At 62.8% G+C, this 19,115-nt stretch carries 17 protein-coding genes; 7 read left to right on the plus strand and 10 right to left on the minus strand.

The window, feature by feature from the left end; genetic code table 11:
* Nucleotides 1–659: 659 nt before the first annotated feature.
* The 3 genes from HALLA_RS09575 to purF form a co-directional block, all read right to left on the minus strand.
* Nucleotides 660–1,721 (minus strand): zinc-dependent alcohol dehydrogenase family protein, encoded by a 1,062-nt coding sequence (locus HALLA_RS09575; protein WP_049953139.1) that lies wholly within the window; start codon nt 1,719–1,721, stop codon nt 660–662.
* Between the two features lie 149 nt (nt 1,722–1,870).
* Nucleotides 1,871–3,211 (minus strand): HAD hydrolase family protein, encoded by a 1,341-nt coding sequence (locus HALLA_RS09580; RefSeq protein ID WP_049953140.1) that lies wholly within the window; start codon nt 3,209–3,211, stop codon nt 1,871–1,873.
* A gap of 126 nt (nt 3,212–3,337) precedes the next feature.
* Nucleotides 3,338–4,810: an amidophosphoribosyltransferase gene (gene purF / locus HALLA_RS09585; RefSeq protein WP_049954067.1), complete on the minus strand. Its 1,473-nt coding sequence runs from the start codon at nt 4,808–4,810 to the stop codon at nt 3,338–3,340.
* Between the two features lie 277 nt (nt 4,811–5,087).
* Between purF and HALLA_RS09590 the strand changes: the two genes are divergently transcribed.
* Complete coding sequence (locus HALLA_RS09590) at nt 5,088–5,951, plus strand: COX15/CtaA family protein (protein ID WP_084568981.1); 864 nt, start codon at nt 5,088–5,090, stop codon at nt 5,949–5,951.
* An 89-nt stretch (nt 5,952–6,040) separates the two neighbouring features.
* Here HALLA_RS09590 and HALLA_RS09595 read toward each other — a convergent pair whose 3' ends face one another.
* On the minus strand, nt 6,041–6,532 hold the full coding sequence (locus HALLA_RS09595) for a metal-dependent hydrolase (RefSeq protein WP_049953142.1): 492 nt from the start codon (nt 6,530–6,532) through the stop codon (nt 6,041–6,043).
* Between the two features lie 507 nt (nt 6,533–7,039).
* Here HALLA_RS09595 and HALLA_RS09600 point away from each other — a divergent pair.
* Together HALLA_RS09600 and HALLA_RS09605 are read left to right on the plus strand one after the other, a co-directional pair.
* Nucleotides 7,040–7,726 (plus strand): helix-turn-helix domain-containing protein, encoded by a 687-nt coding sequence (locus HALLA_RS09600; protein WP_049953143.1) that lies wholly within the window; start codon nt 7,040–7,042, stop codon nt 7,724–7,726.
* A 57-nt stretch (nt 7,727–7,783) separates the two neighbouring features.
* Nucleotides 7,784–8,416: a uracil-DNA glycosylase family protein gene (locus tag HALLA_RS09605; RefSeq protein WP_049953144.1), complete on the plus strand. Its 633-nt coding sequence runs from the start codon at nt 7,784–7,786 to the stop codon at nt 8,414–8,416.
* A 12-nt stretch (nt 8,417–8,428) separates the two neighbouring features.
* Here HALLA_RS09605 and HALLA_RS09610 read toward each other — a convergent pair whose 3' ends face one another.
* The 4 genes from HALLA_RS09610 to HALLA_RS09625 all read right to left on the minus strand — a co-directional run bounded on the left by HALLA_RS09610 (nt 8,429) and on the right by HALLA_RS09625 (nt 12,570).
* Nucleotides 8,429–9,814, minus strand: a complete 1,386-nt coding sequence (locus HALLA_RS09610; protein ID WP_049953145.1) for a DNA polymerase Y family protein — start codon at nt 9,812–9,814, stop codon at nt 8,429–8,431.
* A 230-nt stretch (nt 9,815–10,044) separates the two neighbouring features.
* Complete coding sequence (locus tag HALLA_RS09615; protein ID WP_049953146.1) at nt 10,045–10,326, minus strand: hypothetical protein; 282 nt, start codon at nt 10,324–10,326, stop codon at nt 10,045–10,047.
* Between the two features lie 173 nt (nt 10,327–10,499).
* Nucleotides 10,500–11,999, minus strand: coding sequence for an RtcB family protein (locus HALLA_RS09620; RefSeq protein ID WP_049953147.1), 1,500 nt, complete (start codon nt 11,997–11,999; stop codon nt 10,500–10,502).
* Nucleotides 12,000–12,114: 115 nt separating this feature from the next.
* Complete coding sequence (locus HALLA_RS09625; protein ID WP_049953148.1) at nt 12,115–12,570, minus strand: archease; 456 nt, start codon at nt 12,568–12,570, stop codon at nt 12,115–12,117.
* Nucleotides 12,571–12,764: 194 nt separating this feature from the next.
* Between HALLA_RS09625 and HALLA_RS09630 the strand changes: the two genes are divergently transcribed.
* The 4 genes from HALLA_RS09630 to bcp all read left to right on the plus strand — a co-directional run bounded on the left by HALLA_RS09630 (nt 12,765) and on the right by bcp (nt 16,340).
* The gene (locus HALLA_RS09630) at nt 12,765–13,241 is read left to right on the plus strand and encodes a GNAT family N-acetyltransferase (protein WP_049953149.1); all 477 of its coding nucleotides are present in this window, start codon (nt 12,765–12,767) and stop codon (nt 13,239–13,241) included.
* 167 nt (nt 13,242–13,408) lie between these two features.
* Entirely contained in the window at nt 13,409–14,584 is a 1,176-nt protein-coding gene (priS, locus tag HALLA_RS09635; RefSeq protein WP_049953150.1) for a DNA primase small subunit PriS, read from the plus strand.
* Nucleotides 14,581–15,453 (plus strand): DNA replication complex subunit Gins51, encoded by an 873-nt coding sequence (locus tag HALLA_RS09640; RefSeq protein WP_049953151.1) that lies wholly within the window; start codon nt 14,581–14,583, stop codon nt 15,451–15,453. Before priS ends, HALLA_RS09640 begins: the two co-directional genes overlap by 4 nt.
* 407 nt (nt 15,454–15,860) lie before the next feature.
* A complete protein-coding gene (gene bcp, locus HALLA_RS09645; protein ID WP_049953152.1) occupies nt 15,861–16,340 on the plus strand; it encodes a thioredoxin-dependent thiol peroxidase in 480 nt (159 codons plus the stop codon).
* A gap of 158 nt (nt 16,341–16,498) precedes the next feature.
* Here the strand turns inward: bcp and HALLA_RS09650 are convergent, their stop codons facing one another.
* Both HALLA_RS09650 and HALLA_RS09655 read right to left on the minus strand, forming a co-directional pair.
* A complete protein-coding gene (locus tag HALLA_RS09650; protein ID WP_049953153.1) occupies nt 16,499–18,763 on the minus strand; it encodes a CDC48 family AAA ATPase in 2,265 nt (754 codons plus the stop codon).
* Nucleotides 18,760–19,002: a DUF7127 family protein gene (locus HALLA_RS09655; RefSeq protein ID WP_049953154.1), complete on the minus strand. Its 243-nt coding sequence runs from the start codon at nt 19,000–19,002 to the stop codon at nt 18,760–18,762. Before HALLA_RS09655 ends, HALLA_RS09650 begins: the two co-directional genes overlap by 4 nt.
* Between the last annotated feature and the right edge of the window lie 113 nt (nt 19,003–19,115).

Raw genomic sequence — 19,115 nt, forward strand, 5'->3', positions numbered from 1 at the left:
CTTAAATCAGGGGAGTAAAACGCCGTCTACCGGCGAAAAACGATACCGTTCGGCCGTAAGATGGTCCTCGAAACGCAGGTCGGAAATCCCGCACGGTTTCGGAACTGGTGCCAGTCGATATCGTTGCTTGTCCGAACTGAAACGGTTACGTAAAACGGACGGGAAGCCGGATCAGTTGGTCGAATTCACATCGGTTCGACGCTCGAGTCGGTTCGGAACGAACCGACCTGGACGATCGGCGCATTCGGAGTCGCCGTTCCCTGAATTATCCGCCGTTTCGACTGTTTGCAACGATTGCTCGACACTCACCCTCGTCTGACGACCTCCGTAGGCAATCACCACCAAGAGAAACGACCAGCTATCGTCCCACGTGAAGCGGATGCGGTGATTCCGTAGCCGGACGGTACGAGCCAGACACACGACAGCGACGATTAGTTTTGATACGCTACTCTCCAACAGGTTGTTCATAACAAAACAACAGCTTCCCATCGACTCAATCGCGGGGAAATCACCCCGTCGGGTGCGTGCCCAGTGCTCATCACGTACTGACCGTACGATTGCGTGTCCGTGCCCGGATCCTCGAGGCGGCTTCGCCCCCGTGTCGGGGAGCTCATGTCTCTCAACCCAGGACGGGCTCCCGCCCCCGTCTGGGCTTCGATCTAGAACTCGGTAATGACTGGAATGCCGACAGTGTCGTACGTATCCATCGAGGCGAGCGTCTCCGGAACGTCCGCGAGCGAGAGCGTCTCGCCAACGATCTTGCCCGGCTCGAGAGTTCCCTGTGCGATGAGCGTGAACAGCTCATCGTAGCGGACGAGCGGCATCCCGAATGATCCGTGGAACTCAATCTCCTGCATCGTCATCGCATCGACGGGAACCGATACTTCGCCGCCTTCCGCTCCCGTAGTGAGTCCAACCTGCACGTGAGTTCCGGTCTTTCCGAGGCTTTGGATGGAGTTCCTGCAGGTTTCTTCGATACCCAGCGCATCCAGTGAGACGTCCGCTCCGCGGTCAGCGATAGCCGTCACCTCGCCTGCCGTATCGTCCGTCTCAGAAGCGTTGACCGTCGCAACCGCACCCAGCTCTCGAGCCCGCTCGAGTTTGTCCTCGCGAACGTCGACCGCGATGGGATGCGCGCCGAGTGCGTCCGCAATGTGAACCGCCGACAGACCGACGCCGCCGCAACCGTGGATCGCGACCCGGTCACCGGGTCGGAGCTCCGCCCGGTCTGCGAGGGCGTGGTAGGCGGTCATAAATCGGCATCCCAGTCCCGCCATCTCGGTGAAATCGACATCGTCGGGAAGTTCGACGCAGTTGAAATCCGCCTCGCGAACGGGGAACGCCTCCGCGAACGCACCCGGCGCGACACCGGTAAATCCCAGCGGAATCACCGTATCGCAGACGTTCGCTCGGCCGGCACGACAGTGGGGACAGCTTCCGTCGGCGAGGTGAAACGGAACCGTCACGCGGTCGCCTTCGGCGAGCGTTTCGACCGCATCGCCGACCTCGGAGACGATTCCGGCTGGCTCGTGACCGAGAATCTGGCCCTCGGGGGCTTTCGCACCCACCCAACCCCAGTCGCCCTGCCACGCGTGCCAATCGCTCCGACAGATTCCGCAGGCTTCGGGTTCGACGATCACCTGATCCGGTCCCGGCTCCGGGTAGTCGACTTCCTCGATCACGAGCGGTTCGCCGTGTTCCTCGAGTACTGCGGCGCGCATGAGTTGGGCATTCCGGACGCATCCTATAGTTCAGCGGGATCGTTCAGACAGCGTATCGGTCGCCTGAAACCCGCCATCGAGAACGTCGCGTGAACTCGAGTGATGTCGAAACCGATCGAGGCTCACCCCCACCACTCGCGTCGTGGGACTCACTCGAGTCGCGCCAGGAGGTTGAGCGCGTAGACCGTCCGCAACACGTCGACGCTCTTTCCCTGATCGAAGACGAGGTCGTCCGTCCGGAGGACGTGGTCGAGCGTATCCTGCGAGGAGTGTTCGGGAGCCGCGGCGATGCCAGCGTCGTTGTCGTCGACCCACTTCATCACCCGTAGGTCGCTCTTGGAGTCGCCCATCACCAGCGCGAACGGGTCGTCGATTCCTAACACGTCGAGCGCCCTCTCGACGCCGACGACCTTGTTCAACTCGAGGCTGCCGATTTCGGCCGCGTCGGCCTCGTAGTAGGCCACGTCGATTCGCTCGAGCACGTCGGTCAGTTCGGACGGCGTCGAATCCGCGTCGAGGTCCGGATAGGCGCGTTCGCTCTCGAGGACGGCGCGGATCTCGGGGTCCTGATCGGCGTAAAACGCTCGCGTCCACTCGCTGACCGTGTTCCCCGCGATGGTTCGGGTGCCATTGCCGTCGCCGCTATTATCGGGACCACCGCCGTCCTTTTCATCGCCATCGCTGCCCTCGTCTCGAGGGCTTTTGGAACCGACCTCGAGCGCAGCGCCGACGGCGTCTGCGAGCAGGTCGATCAGATACACCAGCGCCTCGTCGATGACCGCTCGAGCCTGTGAGGTCCCGGTTTCGTAGTTGGGTTTCATCGTCACGTTGAACTCGTTGCCCTGTAAGTGACAGCCCCGTCGGAGGTCCGTCGGCGCCTCCGGGAGCACCCGGCTTCGAACGTCGTCGAACACCGTTCGGATCTCCTCGTCTAAGTCCTCGTAGAGCAACTGCTTCGTGTTCGCCCCGTGGCCGGGCGTAAAGACGCCCGTCCCCGCCTCGTAGACGATCGAGAGGTCGCCCGAGTGGACGATTTCGCTGCCCAGCCCCTGGATGGCAAAGCCCTTGACGTTCTCTAATGTCTGGCCGGTACAGATGACGATCGGAATCCCCGCCTCGTGAAACTCCGTGAGCATGTGCAGCGTATCCCGCGGAATCTCGTTGTCCGTCCCGCCGGCGGACCGAAGCGTCTCGTCGACGTCGAGGACGAGGACGTTCACCGCCCGGTCGTACTTCGCGCCCAGATCGAGGGCGGTAAACGCCTGCTCTCGAGTCGCCCGCGCGACGACCTCGGCGAAGGTCTCGCCCGCGGCGAAATCGCCCCGAATCTCGTCTTTTCGCTCCTCGAGCACCGTGTTCGCTTCCTGCCAGTGCTCGAGGGCCGCTCTCGAGTCGATCGCCGGAAAGACGTCCACGAACTCCTGGTACTCCCGGAGCGTCTTCGTGTCGTACTCGTCGTAGAGGCGGTAGACGAGGTCGTATCGTTCCATGTTCCCTACAGGTGGGGGCAGTGGGATAATCGTTTCCCGGTTCGATTGGCTCGACACCGCCGGGTTGGAAAACGGCGGTCGCTCGAGTGCGTCGACGGTTTGGTCGCCACGGGCCCGTCGCCCCGCTCAGTCGTCGGCGTGCAGCGCCGTTCCCTCGAGTTGGGGGCGAGCCACGTCGCGGTCGGTCTCTTCGCCCTCGATGTCGTATGGATATTCGCCGGTTACACAGCCCATACAGAGGTCGTCGCGGTCGTTCTCGAGAACGCCTGCGACGCCGTCGGTCGAGAGGTACGCGAGGCTGTCGGCGTCGATGGCGTCGCAGACTTCTTCGGTGTCCTTGTCGGCGGCGATGAGTTCCTCCCGCGTCGCCATGTCGATGCCCATGTAACAGGGCGCGACGATGGGCGGCGCGCCGATGCGCATGTGGACCTCCTCGGCCCCGCAGTCTTTGAGCAATTGCACGAGCTGCGTGGAGGTCGTCCCGCGAACGATGGAGTCGTCGATGAGCGTGACGGTCTTGCCCTCGACGGTCGACTTGATCGGGTTGAGCTTCAGCCGAACCGCCCGCTCGCGTTCGTCCTGGGTCGGCATGATGAACGTCCGGCCCACGTACCGGTTTTTCATCAGCCCCTCGGCGAACTCGACGCCGTCGTCGTTCTCGTCTCGGGGCTCACCTTCGGCCGACGTTTCGCTCGCGGCGTCGGCGTAGCCGGAGGCGAACGCCCGCCCCGAGTCGGGGACCGGCATCACGACGTCCGTTTCCACGCCACTTTCCTCCCAGAGCGTGCGACCGAGTTCGCGTCGGGCCTCGTAGACGAGCGTGTCGTCGATCACGCTGTCGGGCCGGGCGAAGTAGACGTGTTCGAAAAAGCAGTGTGCCGTGTGTTCGCGCTCGATCAACTGGTAGGAATCGAATCCCCGCCCGTCTTCCTGCAGGACGACGAGTTCGCCCGGCCGAACGTCGCGGACGAGTTCGCCGTCGAGCGTGTCGATCGCTGCGGATTCGGAGGCCAGAATGTAACCGTCCTCGAGCTTCCCGATACAGAGCGGGCGATTCCCCTGCGGGTCGCGCACGCCCATGATCGTCTCGTCGTGGCTGATCGTAAGCGAGTACGAGCCGTGAATTCGCTGCATCGTGCGCTTTACCGCGCGAACGAGGTCCTCCTCGAGCAAGTTGCGCGCGAGGTCGTGGGCGATCACTTCGGTGTCGCCGTCGCTCGTAAAGGCGTGGCCCGCGCCGGCGAGTTCGTCCCGAATTTCGTCGGCGTTGACGAGGTTGCCGTTGTGGCTGAGTCCGAGCGACCCGCTCTTGAACGACACCGAAAAGGGTTGTGCACAGGAGGAGTCGACCGATCCCGCCGTCGGGTAGCGGACGTGTCCGATCCCCGCCGAACCGTTGAGCACGTCGAGGTCGCCCTCGCCGAACACGTCGCCGACGAGGCCCATGTCGACGTGGCTGTGTTGTTGGAAGCCGTCGTGGGTAACGATCCCCGCAGACTCCTGGCCGCGGTGCTGGAGTGCATAGAGCGCGTAGTACAACGGCCGTGCCGCGTCTCGACCGTTCAGTGCGACGCCGACGACGCCGCACTTCTCGGTCATTCCTGTTCGCCGGGGAGTCTCGCCCCGCGCTTCAGTCATGGCTCACCCTACGGAGCCCAACCGATAAAAACTTCCTTGTTTGTGCTCGAATCAGTCTCGAAAACGCGAAATATATGCACGATTTCGCATACTCGTTGGGCCGCGATCGGTTTCACCGACGGTTCACGCGCCGGCGGAGCAACAACGGTTCACGCGCCGGCGAAGATTCGATTCTCGAGCGCTGGGACCGACTCGGATAACCTAAATGCAACCGTTCCCAAGCCCAGCCTGAACGACCGTGTCGTCTACTACACACACATCCAACTCGACAATGCGCTCGCTCCACGATCGGTTCGACTTTCCGCATCTGCTGGCGGCGACGCTCGTGCTGGTCGGCGCGACGATCCTTCTCGGTGTCGCGGCGAAAGCGACCGGCTCCGGCCTCGGCTGTGAGGCGAACTGGCCCCGATGTGACGCCGGCCCGTTCAACCTGTTTCCGGCCCACATCGTGAGTTTTTACGAGTGGTTCCACCGCTTCGTCTCGATGTTCGCAGGCTTCGCGATCATCGGGACTGCCGTCGCCTCGATCCGGCTGGCAGACGTCGACCGGCGCGTCACCGCCCTGGTCGTCCTCGGGATGATACTGACGCCGATCCAGGTCGCACTCGGCCGAGAAACCGTCCAGCAGTACACCACGGACATCCTCTCGCTTCACTTCTGGACGGCGATCCTGATATTCACCCTGTTCGTCGTCGCGACGATTCTCGTCTGGGCTCCGCGGCTGACCGGGGGCCAGGTTACCACCGCCCTCATCGTGGGGGCCCTGACAGTCCCGGTTCACGTCGGGCTGAGCCTGTTCTATCTCAGTCCTGGGGCGAGCTATCCCCCCCGCGTACAGATCGCCCAGTACGGAGTCTCGCTGGCGGTAGTCTCCGTGGGTGTCTTCGTCGCACTCGTCGGTCGACGCCGCTTCGACAAAACACGGGTGCGAAGCGTGCTCTCCGTGTCCCTGGTACTCGCCTATCTGACCGTCTTTTTCGGTCGCCAGTCCGTCGCAGGATTCAACCAACTGGTCGATATCACCTACCTCGGACTCGCGACGGTGTTGACGGTTACGTTCGCTGTGGGGGTACTGCTCACGAGGGCCAGTTCCCGGTCGTAGACGACTGAATCGAACGCTATCGAATCACCGAACGTGCATCGTCTCGAGCAGCGAATCCTGCCTCGGACTCGAGCCGTCGACTGAGACAGCTACGAGAGCACTGCAACCAGCCAGACGCTAGCGGCGGTCACGACGACGCCTATCGCGAACAGCGCGTAGTTGGCGACCGGATTCGCCGCCGGTGTCAGTTCCGCAGTGTAATGATAGCTCGAGACCGGCCGGAACGGCCGGATTCCCATCGGCGTGATCGCGTCCGCGAGGAGGTGTGAGAGGATCGAGAGCGTGCCGACGACGAACGCGAACGGAACGATGAGAGAGACCGAACTCGAGAGTGTCCCGGTGAGGAGCACCGAGGCGGCCGCTGCAAGAACCACACCAACGAGCACGGCGAACCCCAGCGTGTGCGTGATGCCCCGGTGTTCGAGGAACGGGACGTCGTGATCGCAGTCGGGGAACGTCGAGAGCGACACGCAGACGAGGCCACCGACGACGGCGAGACCCTCTGCTCCCGCGAGTGCGACGCCCACGCCGAGCGGCGCGTACGCGAGGAGGGCGACGCCGAAATGGCCGAACCGATACATTCGGTTCCGTCTTGGCTCGCGACGACTAAGTCGTTCGCGGTTCTCGAGGGCGAACGGCCGTCCACGGTGCCTAACGGCGGAAAACCCCTTTTATTGCAGCGGATACCGTCTCGGGACGGTGTCCATACGGATGGATAGTCCCTGCACAATCACATCTACAAACTGAAATATTTTTGCTGTCAGTATGATATCGGTTTTATCGCCCCTAACCGCCAGATAGGTACCGATCGACTAACGCCGCTTGCCAGTGTTGTTGAGCGATAATAGCACAGTACCGATATGTATGGGCAGCCGAAATACGTATAAAGGGCTTTGATACCGAAGCTCGCGATTTTTACAATCAGTACGGATACGTTGGATGTAACGAGGACGAATGTACGACCGACTAATCGAATCCCGGAGACACCGATCGATTCGATCGAACACACCGTCGAGACAATTCATGCTTCCAAATTCCCCCAGCAGTAGCCTATCAGCCAGTGATAGACCCACTTCCCGACACGACAAATGAGCGTCATCGCAAGCGTTTCGATACCAGCGGCCGAGTTCCCGCTCGGATCAGTACTCGAGTCCGAACTCGACGGTCCACTCACCATCGAGACGACGGTTCCGATCAGCGAAGAGGCGATTCCGTATCTGTGGGTGCCCAAGTCCACCGCCGAGAGGGTTCTCGAGACGATCGACTCACAGCCAGTCGTGAAATCAGCGACGCGTATCGATAGTATCGGTGATCACGACCTCCTCAAAGTCGAGTGGACGACGTCGATCAACGGCTTTCTCGCCGCGATTCGAGAACACGACGCCATCGTGACCAGCGGGACCGGGACGAGTGACCGGTGGCTGTTTCAGTTGCGGTTTCCCTCCTACGAAGACCTCTCGTGTTTTTACACCGCCTGTCTGGATCGGGGCGTCTCCGTAGACCTCGTACAACTCCACGAGGCGGTCGACCCCGAAACGGACGATCAGTTCGGTTTGACGTCGCCACAGCGAGAACTCGTCGTCGCGGCCTACGAATCGGGGTACTTCGACGTACCGCGAGAGACGACCCTCGTCGAGCTCAGCGACGAACTGGGAATCTCGGATTCTGCGGTTTCACAGCGATTGCGGCGTGGACTCGCGTCGCTGGTCGATTCGACGCTGGCCATCGATGCCGAAACGACGAGCGGAACAGCTGGGCCGAACCATCACGATTGATTATCTGTATCTCGCAAAATCGCGCGAATTAACTGTCCTTCTCCCATATTTGCCCCCGTGAAAAACGTCACCGATAGGACGAGCAACCCCTTCGGCATGCGGCCACCGTTCGAACGGCAGGACGCGGGGAAACAGCCCGCCGTCTTCGGTTACGGTGACGCCAACGCCGACTTTCAGGTGATCGGCGGGCATCCCGGCGTTCACGGCGGCGAGACGACCGGCGTCCCGTTCACCGAAACCGACGATGGCACCGCAGTCCAGCAACTCTTTCGCGACGCCGAGTTCGTCACCGGCCCGACGAACGACCCCCGTCTCGAGAACCTGTTCGCCGACTACATCCACATGTGCTCGCTACCCGACGGGCGCGCACCGACGCCCGAGGAGTACGCCGAACTCGAGCGCTACTTCGACGCGGAACTCCGGGCGATCAACGCCCACATCCTGCTCCCGGTGGGCGAACGCGCGACCGACCACGTACTGGGCGAGTACACCACACAACGGGGAAAACTCGATCTCGAGATGGACGCCCTCCACGCCAGCGAAATTCGCGGCCGCGGATTCCTGGTCGTTCCCATCCGCAACCCGACCGAGTGGACAGACGGCGATCGGGACGCGATCCTCGAGACGATAGAGTCGATCCTGGCGAGCGACTACCGCCAGACGAAAGGCGTCGCGACGACCGTCGGCTAACCTCCACGCGACTCAGTCCGATCGGAAGTCGGTCAACGAGGTCTGCCCTGCCGGCAGGCGCTCGCGTTCCGCGGAGGTCGCCGATCCGTCGTCCGACCCGCTCTGTGCACCATCGGTTTTTTGCTCGGCGCTACCGCTGCCCGCCGAATCGGGCGGCGAGTCGCCGACAACGGAGTCGTCCGAATCGCCCCCTTCACTGCCGTCCCACCCGTCCAACCGGGCCTGATCGGCCCCGGTGAACTCGAGGTTTGCGACGCGAACGCCGACCTTTCGAACCGGTTCCGTCTCGAACTCGGCGAAGAGATCCTCGGCGATCCGCTCGACGAGGTCCGGATCGTCCACCGGGCCGGAGAGCGACTGTTCGCGAGTGTTGACCTCGAAGGGCGGTAGCACGGCTTTCACCCCGACGGTTCGGTAGAGCGCGCCTTCTCGAGTCGCACGATCCGCGACTGCGGTCGCGAGCGTCTCGATCCGCTCGTACTTCGGTTCCGGCTCAGAGACCGCCTCGGAGAACGCCGACTCCCGCGAAAAGCTCTTGGGCTCGCCGCGGGGCTCGACGCGCCGGTCGTCATCGCCGCGTGCCCGGTCATACAGCTCGCGGCCGCGTTCGCCGAACCGATCCTCGAGCGGGCCGGGATCCGCCGCCGCGACTTCGCCGGCGGTCCCGAGGCCCATATTCCGTAGCTCCCGGGCCGTCACGGGGCCGACCCCGTGGAGCAACTCGACCTCGAGCGGGGCCAGAAACGATTCGACCTCGCCGGGCCGGACGACGGTCAGCCCGTCGGGTTTGTCGAAGTCGCTGGCGATCTTGGCGGCGCTCATCGTCGGCGCGACGCCGATGCTCACGGTGACTCCGACCTCGCGCTCGATGCGTCCTTTGACGTGGCGTGCGAAGCCGTCGGCGACCTCCCAGGCGGTTCGATCGGTCACGTCAAGGTAAGCCTCGTCGATGCTCACCTCCCGAACCACGTCGGCACAGTCGTGGAGGATCGCTCGCACCTCCGAGGCGACCGACTCGTAGTACTCCATATCGACCGAGCGATAGTAGCCGGTTTCCGACCGCTCGAGGGCCGCCGGTTCGTCGGCACCCGAGTCCCCGTCCGAAGGCGCGTCGGAACCGTCTTCGAGGGCCGCTCGCCGCGGCAGTTTCTCGAGTGCGGTCGAGATGGCCTGCGCGCTCTCGACGCCGAACTCGCGGGCCTCGTAGCTCGCGGTCGCGACCGCGCCGATGGTCTCCCCTTCCTCGTAGCCCATCCCGACGACGACCGGTTCGCCCTCGAGTTCGGGCTCTTTGAGCCGCTCGCAGGACGCGTAAAAGCAGTCCGCGTCGACGTGCAGGACGATCCTGTCCTCCTCGTCGACGGCGTCGACTCCCGGCAGCCGTGGCCCGTCGTTCATCCGTTGGTGTATCGGTTCGTCTGGGCGGTTGTGAACGTTGCGACCGTCGAGACCCGTGCTCGAGTGACGGGCGCGGTGGGCTGTATCGGGCGTGGTCGTCGATTGTATTTGGGCGGGGTTGGTGAGTTGGGCTTAGGTATCGACCTGCAGGAGAAACGGTCGAAATGCAGGTGCGATAGTCGATCCCTCGAGGGGTGACGTCTCGAGTGCGATCGACCGAGCCAGATTGCTTAGCTCCGAACGTCTTCGATCTTGTCTTTGGCCTTCTCGAGCGTCGATTCGAACGTCTCCTCTATTTCTTCGACGGATCGTTCGACGTAGTAAACCTGGTTATCAGGGACCCGACGAACCAAGTCGTTGCCGTCCTCGTCGGACCCGTAGGCGAACAGCCAGTGGTCCTGAAAGTAGGCGATGCGGTCGTTGTCGACGGTGACGGATTCTCGCCCGTCTTCGGGTGTTTCGTAGACGATCGTCGCCGTTCCGATCTCCGTTGAACTGTGTTGATCCGGCACGGGTCCTGATACGGCGATCGGTCACGTAGTCGCCCACCCGGCAAATGCAACCCACGGAATACCGTGTAGATATCTACGTGCCAGGTAGTCTATAGGAAAACGTCTGTACAGCACTGCAACGGTTCGAGAGTCCGGTTGCGAACGCCCTCGAGCATCTCTCCCTCGAGCGGAGCCTACCCTTTGATGTTACACACCGGAAACGTCCGCGCGACTTTGTCGCCGATCCCCAGTTCGTCCGAGACGCGGACGACCTCGTCGACATCCTTGTAGACGCCCGGCGCTTCCTCGGCGATCGTGGCCCCGGACTGGGCCTTGACGTAGATCTGGTCTCGTTCCTCGAGTTCCTGCTTTACGTCGCCGCCCCAGTAGTCGTTTTTCGCCTGCGTTCGGCTCATCAGCCGCCCCGCACCGTGGGCCGTCGACCCGAACGTCAGATCCATCGAGGCCTCGCCGCCCCGGAGGACGTAGCTGCCGGCACCCATGCTGCCGGGGATGATCACCGGCTGGCCGACGTCCCGGTAGGCCGCGGGTACTTCGGGATGGCCCTTCGGGAACGCTCGAGTCGCGCCCTTTCGGTGGACGAACAGTTCGCGCTGTTCGGTTTCGACGGCGTCGCCGTCCCCCGCCGGTCGCCCGTGCGATCCGACGGTGTGCGTCTCCTTCTTCGCGATGTTGTGAGCCACGTCGTAGAGCAGGTCCATCTCCATGTCCTCCCAGGACCGACCGAAGACGCGCTCGAAGACCTTCCGCGTGCGGTGCATGATCAACTGGCGGTTGACCCACGCGAAGTTGATCGCGGCGTTCATCGCGCCGTAGTAGTCCTCGGCGAGTTGCGAGCCCGCGGGTGCCGCCGCCAGTTCCTTGTCCGGCAACTGCTCGAGCAGTCCTTGGTGTTGCCGTTCGATCTTTCGCAGATAATCGTTGCACGTCTGGTGGCCGAGCCCTCGAGAGCCACAGTGGATCAGGACGACGATCTGGTCCTCCTTGAGGCCGAACGCCTCGCCAACCTGGTCGTCGAACACGTCGGTCACGCGCTGCACCTCGAGGAAGTGATTGCCCGAGCCGAGCGAGCCGATCTGGTTCTTTCCGCGGTCTTTGGCCTTCTGGGAGACCTTCGAGGGATCTGCCCCCTCTCGCCTCCCTTCGTCCTCGCAGTGGAGAAGGTCCGCCTCGACGGCGTGGCCGTTCTCGAGCGCCCAGTCGACCCCGCGGGCGAGGATTTCCTCCACGTCGTCGATCCCAGTTTCGACGATGCCGCCGCCGCCCAAACCTGACGGAATATTTGTAAACAACGAGTCGACGAGTTCTTCTTCGTGGCCTTCGACTTCGTTATAGGTCAAATTCGTCCGCATCATCCGGACGCCACAATTGATGTCATAGCCGACAGCCCCCGGCGAAATGCAGCCGTCCTCCGCATCGAGTGCGCCGACGCCGCCGACGGGGAAGCCGTAGCCCTGGTGGCCGTCGGGCATACAGATCGCGTAGTTCGTCATCCCCGGCAGGTGCGTCGCATTCTGCAGCTGCTCGAGCGTTTTGTCCTGACTGATCTCCTCGAGCAACGCCTCGCTCGCGAGCACTCGCGCGGGCGTTCGCATCGATCCCTCCCGTTTCACTTCCCAGACGTACTCTCGAACCTGCTCGAGAGTGACGCCGTTTGCGTCGAACGTAGTCATACCCGAAAATCGGGCGCGGACGGTGAAAGATGTTCGTCTCCGTCTTCGTCGGGGAATCGCCCACTGGGGCGGCTACAATCGTACCAGAAGATGGTCGTCGGCAGGGCGCTCGAGGTCACACGTCGAAGACGACGTACGCCTCCCAGCCGTCGTCGGTTTCCTCGAGTCGCATCTCCGAGTACGTGACGGCTTTGATCTCGCGGGCGACGACATCGGACAACGGAACGCCCCGCGCCGTCGCCTCGAGGGAGTACGCCGAGTCATCCGCGGATTCGCCGCCAGCCGTCGACTCGTCGGCAGAATCGACCGCGATTCCGTCGACCTGATTGTCCACGGGCAACTCGAGGCGAACGTCGCGGAGGTAGATCAGTTCGTCGACGTAGTCGAACAACAGCGCCTCGAGATTTTCGGCCGTGACCGAAAGCGAAAACCGCTCGCCTCCCGTCTCCGGAACGCGCTCGCACGAGGCACCGGCGAGCCCGTCGGCGACGGACTCGAAGACTGCCTCGAGGGTCGGCCCGGTCGCAGCGACGGCGATGTCGGCGGTGTGCTCACGCAGTTCGAAACCCATTAGGTTCCAGTTTATCGGCAACGACCGTATGGCCGTCGGTTCCACGAACCCAAACAGTGCGCACAAACGGACGACCAGCTGCGTTAGGGCGGTCGATACGCCCTCGTCTCGGGTGAAACTCACAGCGTTTCACGTTCACGGAAAACGTTCGCTTGCCGGTGGAATTATATTGACGACACTGTTAGAAAGGAGTAGTGAGCGTCAACATCGACAGCCGTGTCGTCACCTCGGGCAGTGACGATTTTGTCGACGAAGCCTGGGAACTCAAAGAGGAGATCAATAGCCGTGTTGGCGTCCTCAAACAGCGCCGTAGCTTCTTTACCGACGCGTATCGCCGTTCGACGGTTCAGATATACTTACAGGACGACGAACTGATCGGGTTTGCCGCCGTTCGACGCGACGGCTACATTCTCTTTCTCGCCGTCTCACCCGAGTATCAGGGCGAAGGAATCGGCAAGCAACTCGTTGCCCGCGTCGCAAAAGAACACGATACGATCACGTGTCACGCCCGAACGACCAACGAAGGCGCACTCCAGTTCTACGAACACCTCGGCTTCGAGATCAAACGCCGGATCGACAACTACTACGAAGACGGAGGCGACGCCTACTACCTCAAACTCGGCTCGAGCGGTAGTATCGCCGACAAGATTTCGGATCTGGTCCGACGGTAACCGCGTGCCCGTGGAATCCGATAGCTGTCTCCCCTGAGCATCAGCCGTCTTCTCGCTGAGCGTCCGCCTTTTCCTATCACGCGGGGTGAGCCCCATCGTCCGCTGTCTTTCGGCCCTTCGAGACTTTCGGGAAGATTATAGTCTCCCATCTCCGATACCGTGGACGAATGGAGGAGCGAACGAGAGCCTATCTTCGCGGTCGATTCCGTGATCACTATCGCCGAACGGAGATCACGCTGCCGCCCGAGGCCAACGAGCGCGAGTGGGGATTTATCCCGTGGACCGAGAGTCCCGGAACGACGATGGTCAGACACCGCTCGCTGCTCGAGCTGGGGGATATCGAGGAGTTTCTCGTCCGCAAGCGGCCACAGCACGTCTACTTTTCTGCGGGTCGCTACCGCGATCCGGGCGCGGGGTCGATGACCGAAAAGGAGTGGCGATCCTCGGACCTCGTCTTCGACCTCGACGCCGATCACCTGCCGAGCGTGACCCTCGGCGAGGATTCCTACGCGGACATGCTCGGGAAGTGCAAGGACGCGCTGATGCGCCTGCTCGAGTTTCTCGAGGACGATTTCGCCTTCGAGGACATCGAAATCGTCTTTTCGGGCGGACGAGGCTATCACGTCCACGTTCGCGACGAGAACGTAGCACACCTCGACCGAGAACACCGCCGGGAGATCGTCGATTACGTTCGCGGCATCGGCCTCGACTTCGAGAAGTTGATCGAAACCGAGACGGTGGCCGGCCTCGGCCGGAAGACGCCGACCGAGCGACGAACCCTGCGGGTCGACGGTGGCTGGGGGTCCCGAATCCACGAACACTTCATGGCCTTCATCGAGGACCTCCTCGAGATGGACGATGAGGACGCCCTCGAGCGCTTACAGGCGTTCGACGGTATCGGCGAGGGGAAGGCAGAAGCCACCCTCTCGGCCGCCCGGAACAACCGCGAGGGCCTCGAGGCGGGCAACGTCACCGTTCACACGGCCATCGCACAGTTAGCCGAACGCTTCGCCGCGACGGCCGTCGAGCGGGACAACGCGCCGATCGACGAGCCGGTGACGACGGATACGAACCGGCTCATCCGACTACCCGGGAGCCTCCACGGCGGGAGCGCGCTGACGACCCAGCGGATCGCACCCGAGGATCTCGAGGCGTTCGACCCGCTGGTCGACGCCGTCCCCGAGACGTTCACCGGTCACGAGGTCGCGGTCGACGTCGAACGCGGCGGCGAGGTCGAACTCGCGGGCGATATCTTTACAGTCCGGGAGGGTGACCAGTCACTACCAGAGTACGTCGCCATGTTTCTCATGGCGCGTGGTCGCGCCGAAAAGGAGAAAGAATGAATCTCGACGAACTACGCTCGGTCCAGAGCAAGGAGCGCCAGAAGGATAGCCTCCAGAACTTGCGCCCCTCGTTCTATCAGGAGGTCGGCGAGTACATCGCAGACCTCGAGGACAAACGTGATCGTGCGGCCGCCGAGGCGGAGGATCCGTTCTCCTCGCCGGAAGTGAGCCGGCTCACGGACGAGATCGAGACCGCAAAAGATGTCGTCGAGGCCATCTACGAACGCCGAATGGGAAAACTCGTCAAGCAGGCGAGCCTCTCCGCGGCCGGCATGGCCGCGAACGACGAGGGACTCACCGCGGAGGAAGTGGACCTCTTCGACGACCTCGTCGATCGCATCCAGTCGAACAAGTCGCGCGTGCTCGACGTGCTCGAGGGCGTCGAAGCCGAACCCGACGCACTCGAGGATTCCGAACGGTCGGATGCGCCCGGAAAGCCCGACGAGTCAGCCGAGCAATCCACTCGAGAGTCGACCGACACAGCGCCGCCGGCACCGCCCGAGACGCCGCCGGACGACGTCGACTCGACTGCCGCCTCGGACTCGAGCGGCGTCAGTGCCGCGGACGTGATGGGCGGTGAGCCGCCAGAGACGACGAACGCAGATTCGGGTGCAGACGAGCCGGCCGAAACGCCGGCGACCGACGGCGGCGCAGGGGCCGTCTCGAGCGACGGAGCCAGTTCCGGCGACGACGCGATGGGAGACGAGCCCTCGCTCGAGCGCCTCACCGTCAAGATCACCGAGGACGTCGGCTCGATCCTCGGCGTCGACGACCGGGAGTATACCCTCGCAGCCGACGACGTGGTGACGCTGCCCGAACAGAACGCGACGCCGCTGGTCGAGCGCGAGGCGGCAGAACAACTGGACTGACACACCTCGAAGCGTAACCGGGACATAGGGTCTGCGGTGAGGCCCATTACGTATTCGTTATGCACTTCTTTCCGGCCTCACAGCGGTGAGCCGTTGGACCGCCCGCACGCATCGCTCTCCGAACCGCTTCGACTCGAGTTTCGTCTATGGCGCGCTGGCGCGGCGTCCGAGCCGTCGTCGCCGAGAACGCCGTGCGGATCCGCGAGGGGGAACGAGTGGAGCGAGTGAGTCGGTTGGGGAGGGCGAGGCGATGGTCGGATCGAATGGGGGAGATGGTTTATAGAGGGACTTCACGCTCGGAGAACGGTCGGTTACAGACCGTTCACACGAGAATCGACCACGGACCCCGGTCCACGGCGGCCGAGGCGAATCACAATACATACAATCGCGCCCCCCAAGTCGCTTCCATGCTCGACGTTGGCGACGACGCACCAGAGTTCGAACTGCCCAACCAGCACGGCGAGACCGTTCGCCGATCGGATTTCGACGGTCAACGGCTCGTCGTCTACTTCTACCCCCGCGCCAACACCGACGGCTGTACGACCGAGGCCTGTGGATTCAACGACTCGCTCGAGCGGTTCGACGACGCAGACGTCGCGGTCGTCGGGATCAGCGACGACCCGGTCTCTGACCTCGAGAAATTCGCCGACGAGTACGGCCTCGAGTTCGACCTGCTCGCAGACGAAATGGGCGAAGTGTCGACGCTGTACGAATCCTACGGCGAAAAACAGATGTTCGGCAATACGTTCGACGGCGTCTTTCGCAACACCTACGTCGTCGGCCCCGACGGAACCATCGAAGCCGTCTACGAGAACGTAACGCCCGACGGCCACGCCGACGAACTGCTCGAAGACCTCGCGGAACAACCGACCGCCCACTGCGACTGAGAGACGGAGCTGATTTTTTGCGGCGAAACCCCGAACGGGTCGAATCGACCGCGTCGAGACTGATCGAACTAGTCGTTCGAACGGGATCCGACAGCCGCTCGAAACTACTGTAGGTACCGAAAAGAAAATCGCAGCGGGAACAATCGCAGTCGGACGGCTTACTGGAAGGTCCGACCCAGCTGGTCGCTCTGACCGCTCGGTTCGGCCTGCTGGAACTCGTCTTCGAGTTCTTCGTAGCGCTCTCGGGTCTCCGGGGTCACGCTCGGTTGGACCTCCTCGAGCGCCTTCTCGAAGTGTTCGCGGCCGATTCGAACGTTGCCGATGCTCTCTGCCATCTCGTCCGGATCGACGGAGTTGATGAACTCGCGGCTGGCCGACATCGAGGCTTCCCGGCAGACGGCTTCGATGTCGGCACCGACGTAGCCCTCCGTTTCGGCGGCGAGCCACTCGAGGTCGACGGCGTCGGCCAGCGGCTTATCGCGCGTGTGGACCTCGAAGATCCGTTCGCGGCCCTCCTCGTTGGGGACGGGCACGTGGACGTGTCTATCGAGCCGGCCCGGCCGGAGCAGGGCGCTGTCGATCAGATCGGGTCGGTTCGTCGTCGCGATGACGACCACGTCCTCGAGTTCCTCGAGTCCGTCGAGTTCGGTCAACAGCTGGCTGACCACGCGCTCGCCGACGCCCGAGTCGGTGGTGTTTCCGCCGCGTTCGCCGGCGATGGAGTCGATCTCGTCGAAGAAGATCACGGTCGGTGCGTTCGACCGCGCCTTCTCGAAGACCTCCCGAACCCCTTTCTCGGATTCGCCGACGTACTTGTTGAGCAGTTCGGGGCCTTTGATCGAGATGAAGTTCGACTCCGCCTCGTTGGCCACCGCCTTCGCGAGCAGCGTCTTGCCCGTTCCGGGCGGGCCGAACATCAGGACGCCTTTCGCGGCCTGCATGTCCATCGCCTCGAACACGTCGGGGTAGTCGAGCGGCCACTGGATGGTTTCGCGAAGCCGCTCTTTCGTGTCTCCCAGTCCGCCGACATCGTTCCAGGTAACGTCCGGAACCTCGACGAAGACCTCCCGAAGCGCCGAGGGTTGAATTCCCTTGAGCGCCTCTTTGAAGTCCCGTTCGGTGACCTGCAGGCTCTCGAGGACGTCCGCGTCGATCTCGTCCGACTCGAGGTCCAGCTCGGGCCGGATACGACGGAGTGCGTTCATCGCGCTTTCACGGGCGAGACTCTCGAGGTCCGCGCCGACGAAGCCGTGGGTGTTCGACGCGTAGTGCTCGACGTCGACGGAATCCGAGAGCGGCATCCCGCGGGTGTGAACCTGCAAGATCTCCTTGCGGCCCTGTTTGTCCGGAACGCCGATTTCGATCTCGCGGTCGAATCGACCGCCGCGACGAAGTGCGGGGTCGATGTCGTCGATGCGGTTGGTCGCCGCGATGACGGTGACCCGCCCGCGCTCTTCCAAGCCGTCCATCAGCGAGAGCAATTGTGCGACGACGCGCCGTTCGACGTCACCGCCGGCGTCCTCGCGTTTCGCGGCGATGGAGTCGAGCTCGTCGATGAAGATGATCGCCGGGGCGTTCTCTTCGGCTTCCTCGAAGACTTCGCGGAGTTGCTCTTCTGACTCGCCGTAGTACTTCGACATGATTTCCGGCCCGGAAATCGTCTCGAAGTGAGCGTCGATCTCGTTTGCGACCGCCTTCGCCATCAGCGTCTTCCCGGTGCCCGGCGGTCCGTGTAAGAGAACGCCCTTCGGCGGCTCGATGCCGAGTTGCTGGAACAGTTCGGGGTGGCGCATCGGCAACTCGATCATCTCGCGAACCTGATCGAGTTCCTCGTCGAGACCACCGATATCTTCGTAGGTGACGTCCGGGACGCCCTCGGACGTTCCGCCCGGTCCCGAAGTGATCTGCTCGGCGGGGGTTTCCGAAATCTCGATCTCGGATGAGTCGGTGATTACGACGGTCCCGGACGGCGAGGTGCTCGCTATCTTCAGCGGAACCGACTGACCGGAACTGGCCATCGGCCCGAACGACAGCGAGAACGGCACCGTCTGTCCCTCGGTTACGGCCTGTCCGCTCAGCTTGTCCCGAACGAGCGGACCGATGTCCCCTCGAATGCGGAGGTTCTGCGGGAGCGCGACGGTGACGGTCGTGGCGGGCTTGACGTCAGCCTTTTCGACGGTGACGCTGTCGTCGATTCCCACATTGGCCTCCTGTCGCAGTCGTCCGTCGATCCGGACGACGTTCCGTCCCTCGTCTTCGGGATAGCCTGGCCAGACGCGCGCGACGGACTGGCCGTCACCTTTTCCGTCGATCGTGATGTAATCGCCGTTCTCGAGGCCGAGTTCGCTCATCGAGACGCGATCGATCGCTGCGAGTCCGCGGCCTGCGTCTTTTTGCTTGAGGGGTTTGACGGTGAGTTTCATGCGTTGTCCTCCAGTTCGATAGTGAGGACGCCGTTTTTGATAAACGTGTGCGCATCCGTCCGTTCGACTGGTAGGTCGAACTCGTATTGCTCACCATCGCTGACGATGATGACCGTACCGTCGACGACGTCGACCGACGGCTCCGGCACGGTGGTGCCGAGGTCGATCGCAATGACCGCCCCGTCGTCGTACTCGTATTTGCGAGCGAGTTGATCGCTCGTGAATTGCTCGGTGTTCATTGTGACTAACCCTAAGTTAGGTCCGCTAGTATATATGGATTTCGGCAGTAAATCACCAGAGGGCGAAGGGATATAGAAAAGGACATTGAACGCAGTTCCGCCACTGATCGTAA

The sequence above is a fragment of the Halostagnicola larsenii XH-48 genome, from assembly GCF_000517625.1.
Taxonomy (GTDB): domain Archaea; phylum Halobacteriota; class Halobacteria; order Halobacteriales; family Natrialbaceae; genus Halostagnicola; species Halostagnicola larsenii.

What these genes read in the sequence shown, in the direction of transcription:
- HALLA_RS09595 (WP_049953142.1), bottom strand. Translation starts at nt 6,532, where the DNA reads ATGTATCGGTTCGGCCATTTCGGCGTCGCCCTCCTCGCGTACGCGCCG.
- HALLA_RS09655 (WP_049953154.1), bottom strand. Translation starts at nt 19,002, where the DNA reads ATGAACACCGAGCAATTCACGAGCGATCAACTCGCTCGCAAATACGAG.
- HALLA_RS09610 (WP_049953145.1), bottom strand. Translation starts at nt 9,814, where the DNA reads ATGAACGACGGGCCACGGCTGCCGGGAGTCGACGCCGTCGACGAGGAG.
- HALLA_RS09620 (WP_049953147.1), bottom strand. Translation starts at nt 11,999, where the DNA reads ATGACTACGTTCGACGCAAACGGCGTCACTCTCGAGCAGGTTCGAGAG.
- priS (WP_049953150.1), top strand. Translation starts at nt 13,409, where the DNA reads ATGGAGGAGCGAACGAGAGCCTATCTTCGCGGTCGATTCCGTGATCAC.
- HALLA_RS09640 (WP_049953151.1), top strand. Translation starts at nt 14,581, where the DNA reads ATGAATCTCGACGAACTACGCTCGGTCCAGAGCAAGGAGCGCCAGAAG.
- HALLA_RS09575 (WP_049953139.1), bottom strand. Translation starts at nt 1,721, where the DNA reads ATGCGCGCCGCAGTACTCGAGGAACACGGCGAACCGCTCGTGATCGAG.
- bcp (WP_049953152.1), top strand. Translation starts at nt 15,861, where the DNA reads ATGCTCGACGTTGGCGACGACGCACCAGAGTTCGAACTGCCCAACCAG.
- purF (WP_049954067.1), bottom strand. Translation starts at nt 4,810, where the DNA reads ATGACCGAGAAGTGCGGCGTCGTCGGCGTCGCACTGAACGGTCGAGAC.
- HALLA_RS09600 (WP_049953143.1), top strand. Translation starts at nt 7,040, where the DNA reads ATGAGCGTCATCGCAAGCGTTTCGATACCAGCGGCCGAGTTCCCGCTC.
- HALLA_RS09650 (WP_049953153.1), bottom strand. Translation starts at nt 18,763, where the DNA reads ATGAAACTCACCGTCAAACCCCTCAAGCAAAAAGACGCAGGCCGCGGA.
- HALLA_RS09625 (WP_049953148.1), bottom strand. Translation starts at nt 12,570, where the DNA reads ATGGGTTTCGAACTGCGTGAGCACACCGCCGACATCGCCGTCGCTGCG.
- HALLA_RS09580 (WP_049953140.1), bottom strand. Translation starts at nt 3,211, where the DNA reads ATGGAACGATACGACCTCGTCTACCGCCTCTACGACGAGTACGACACG.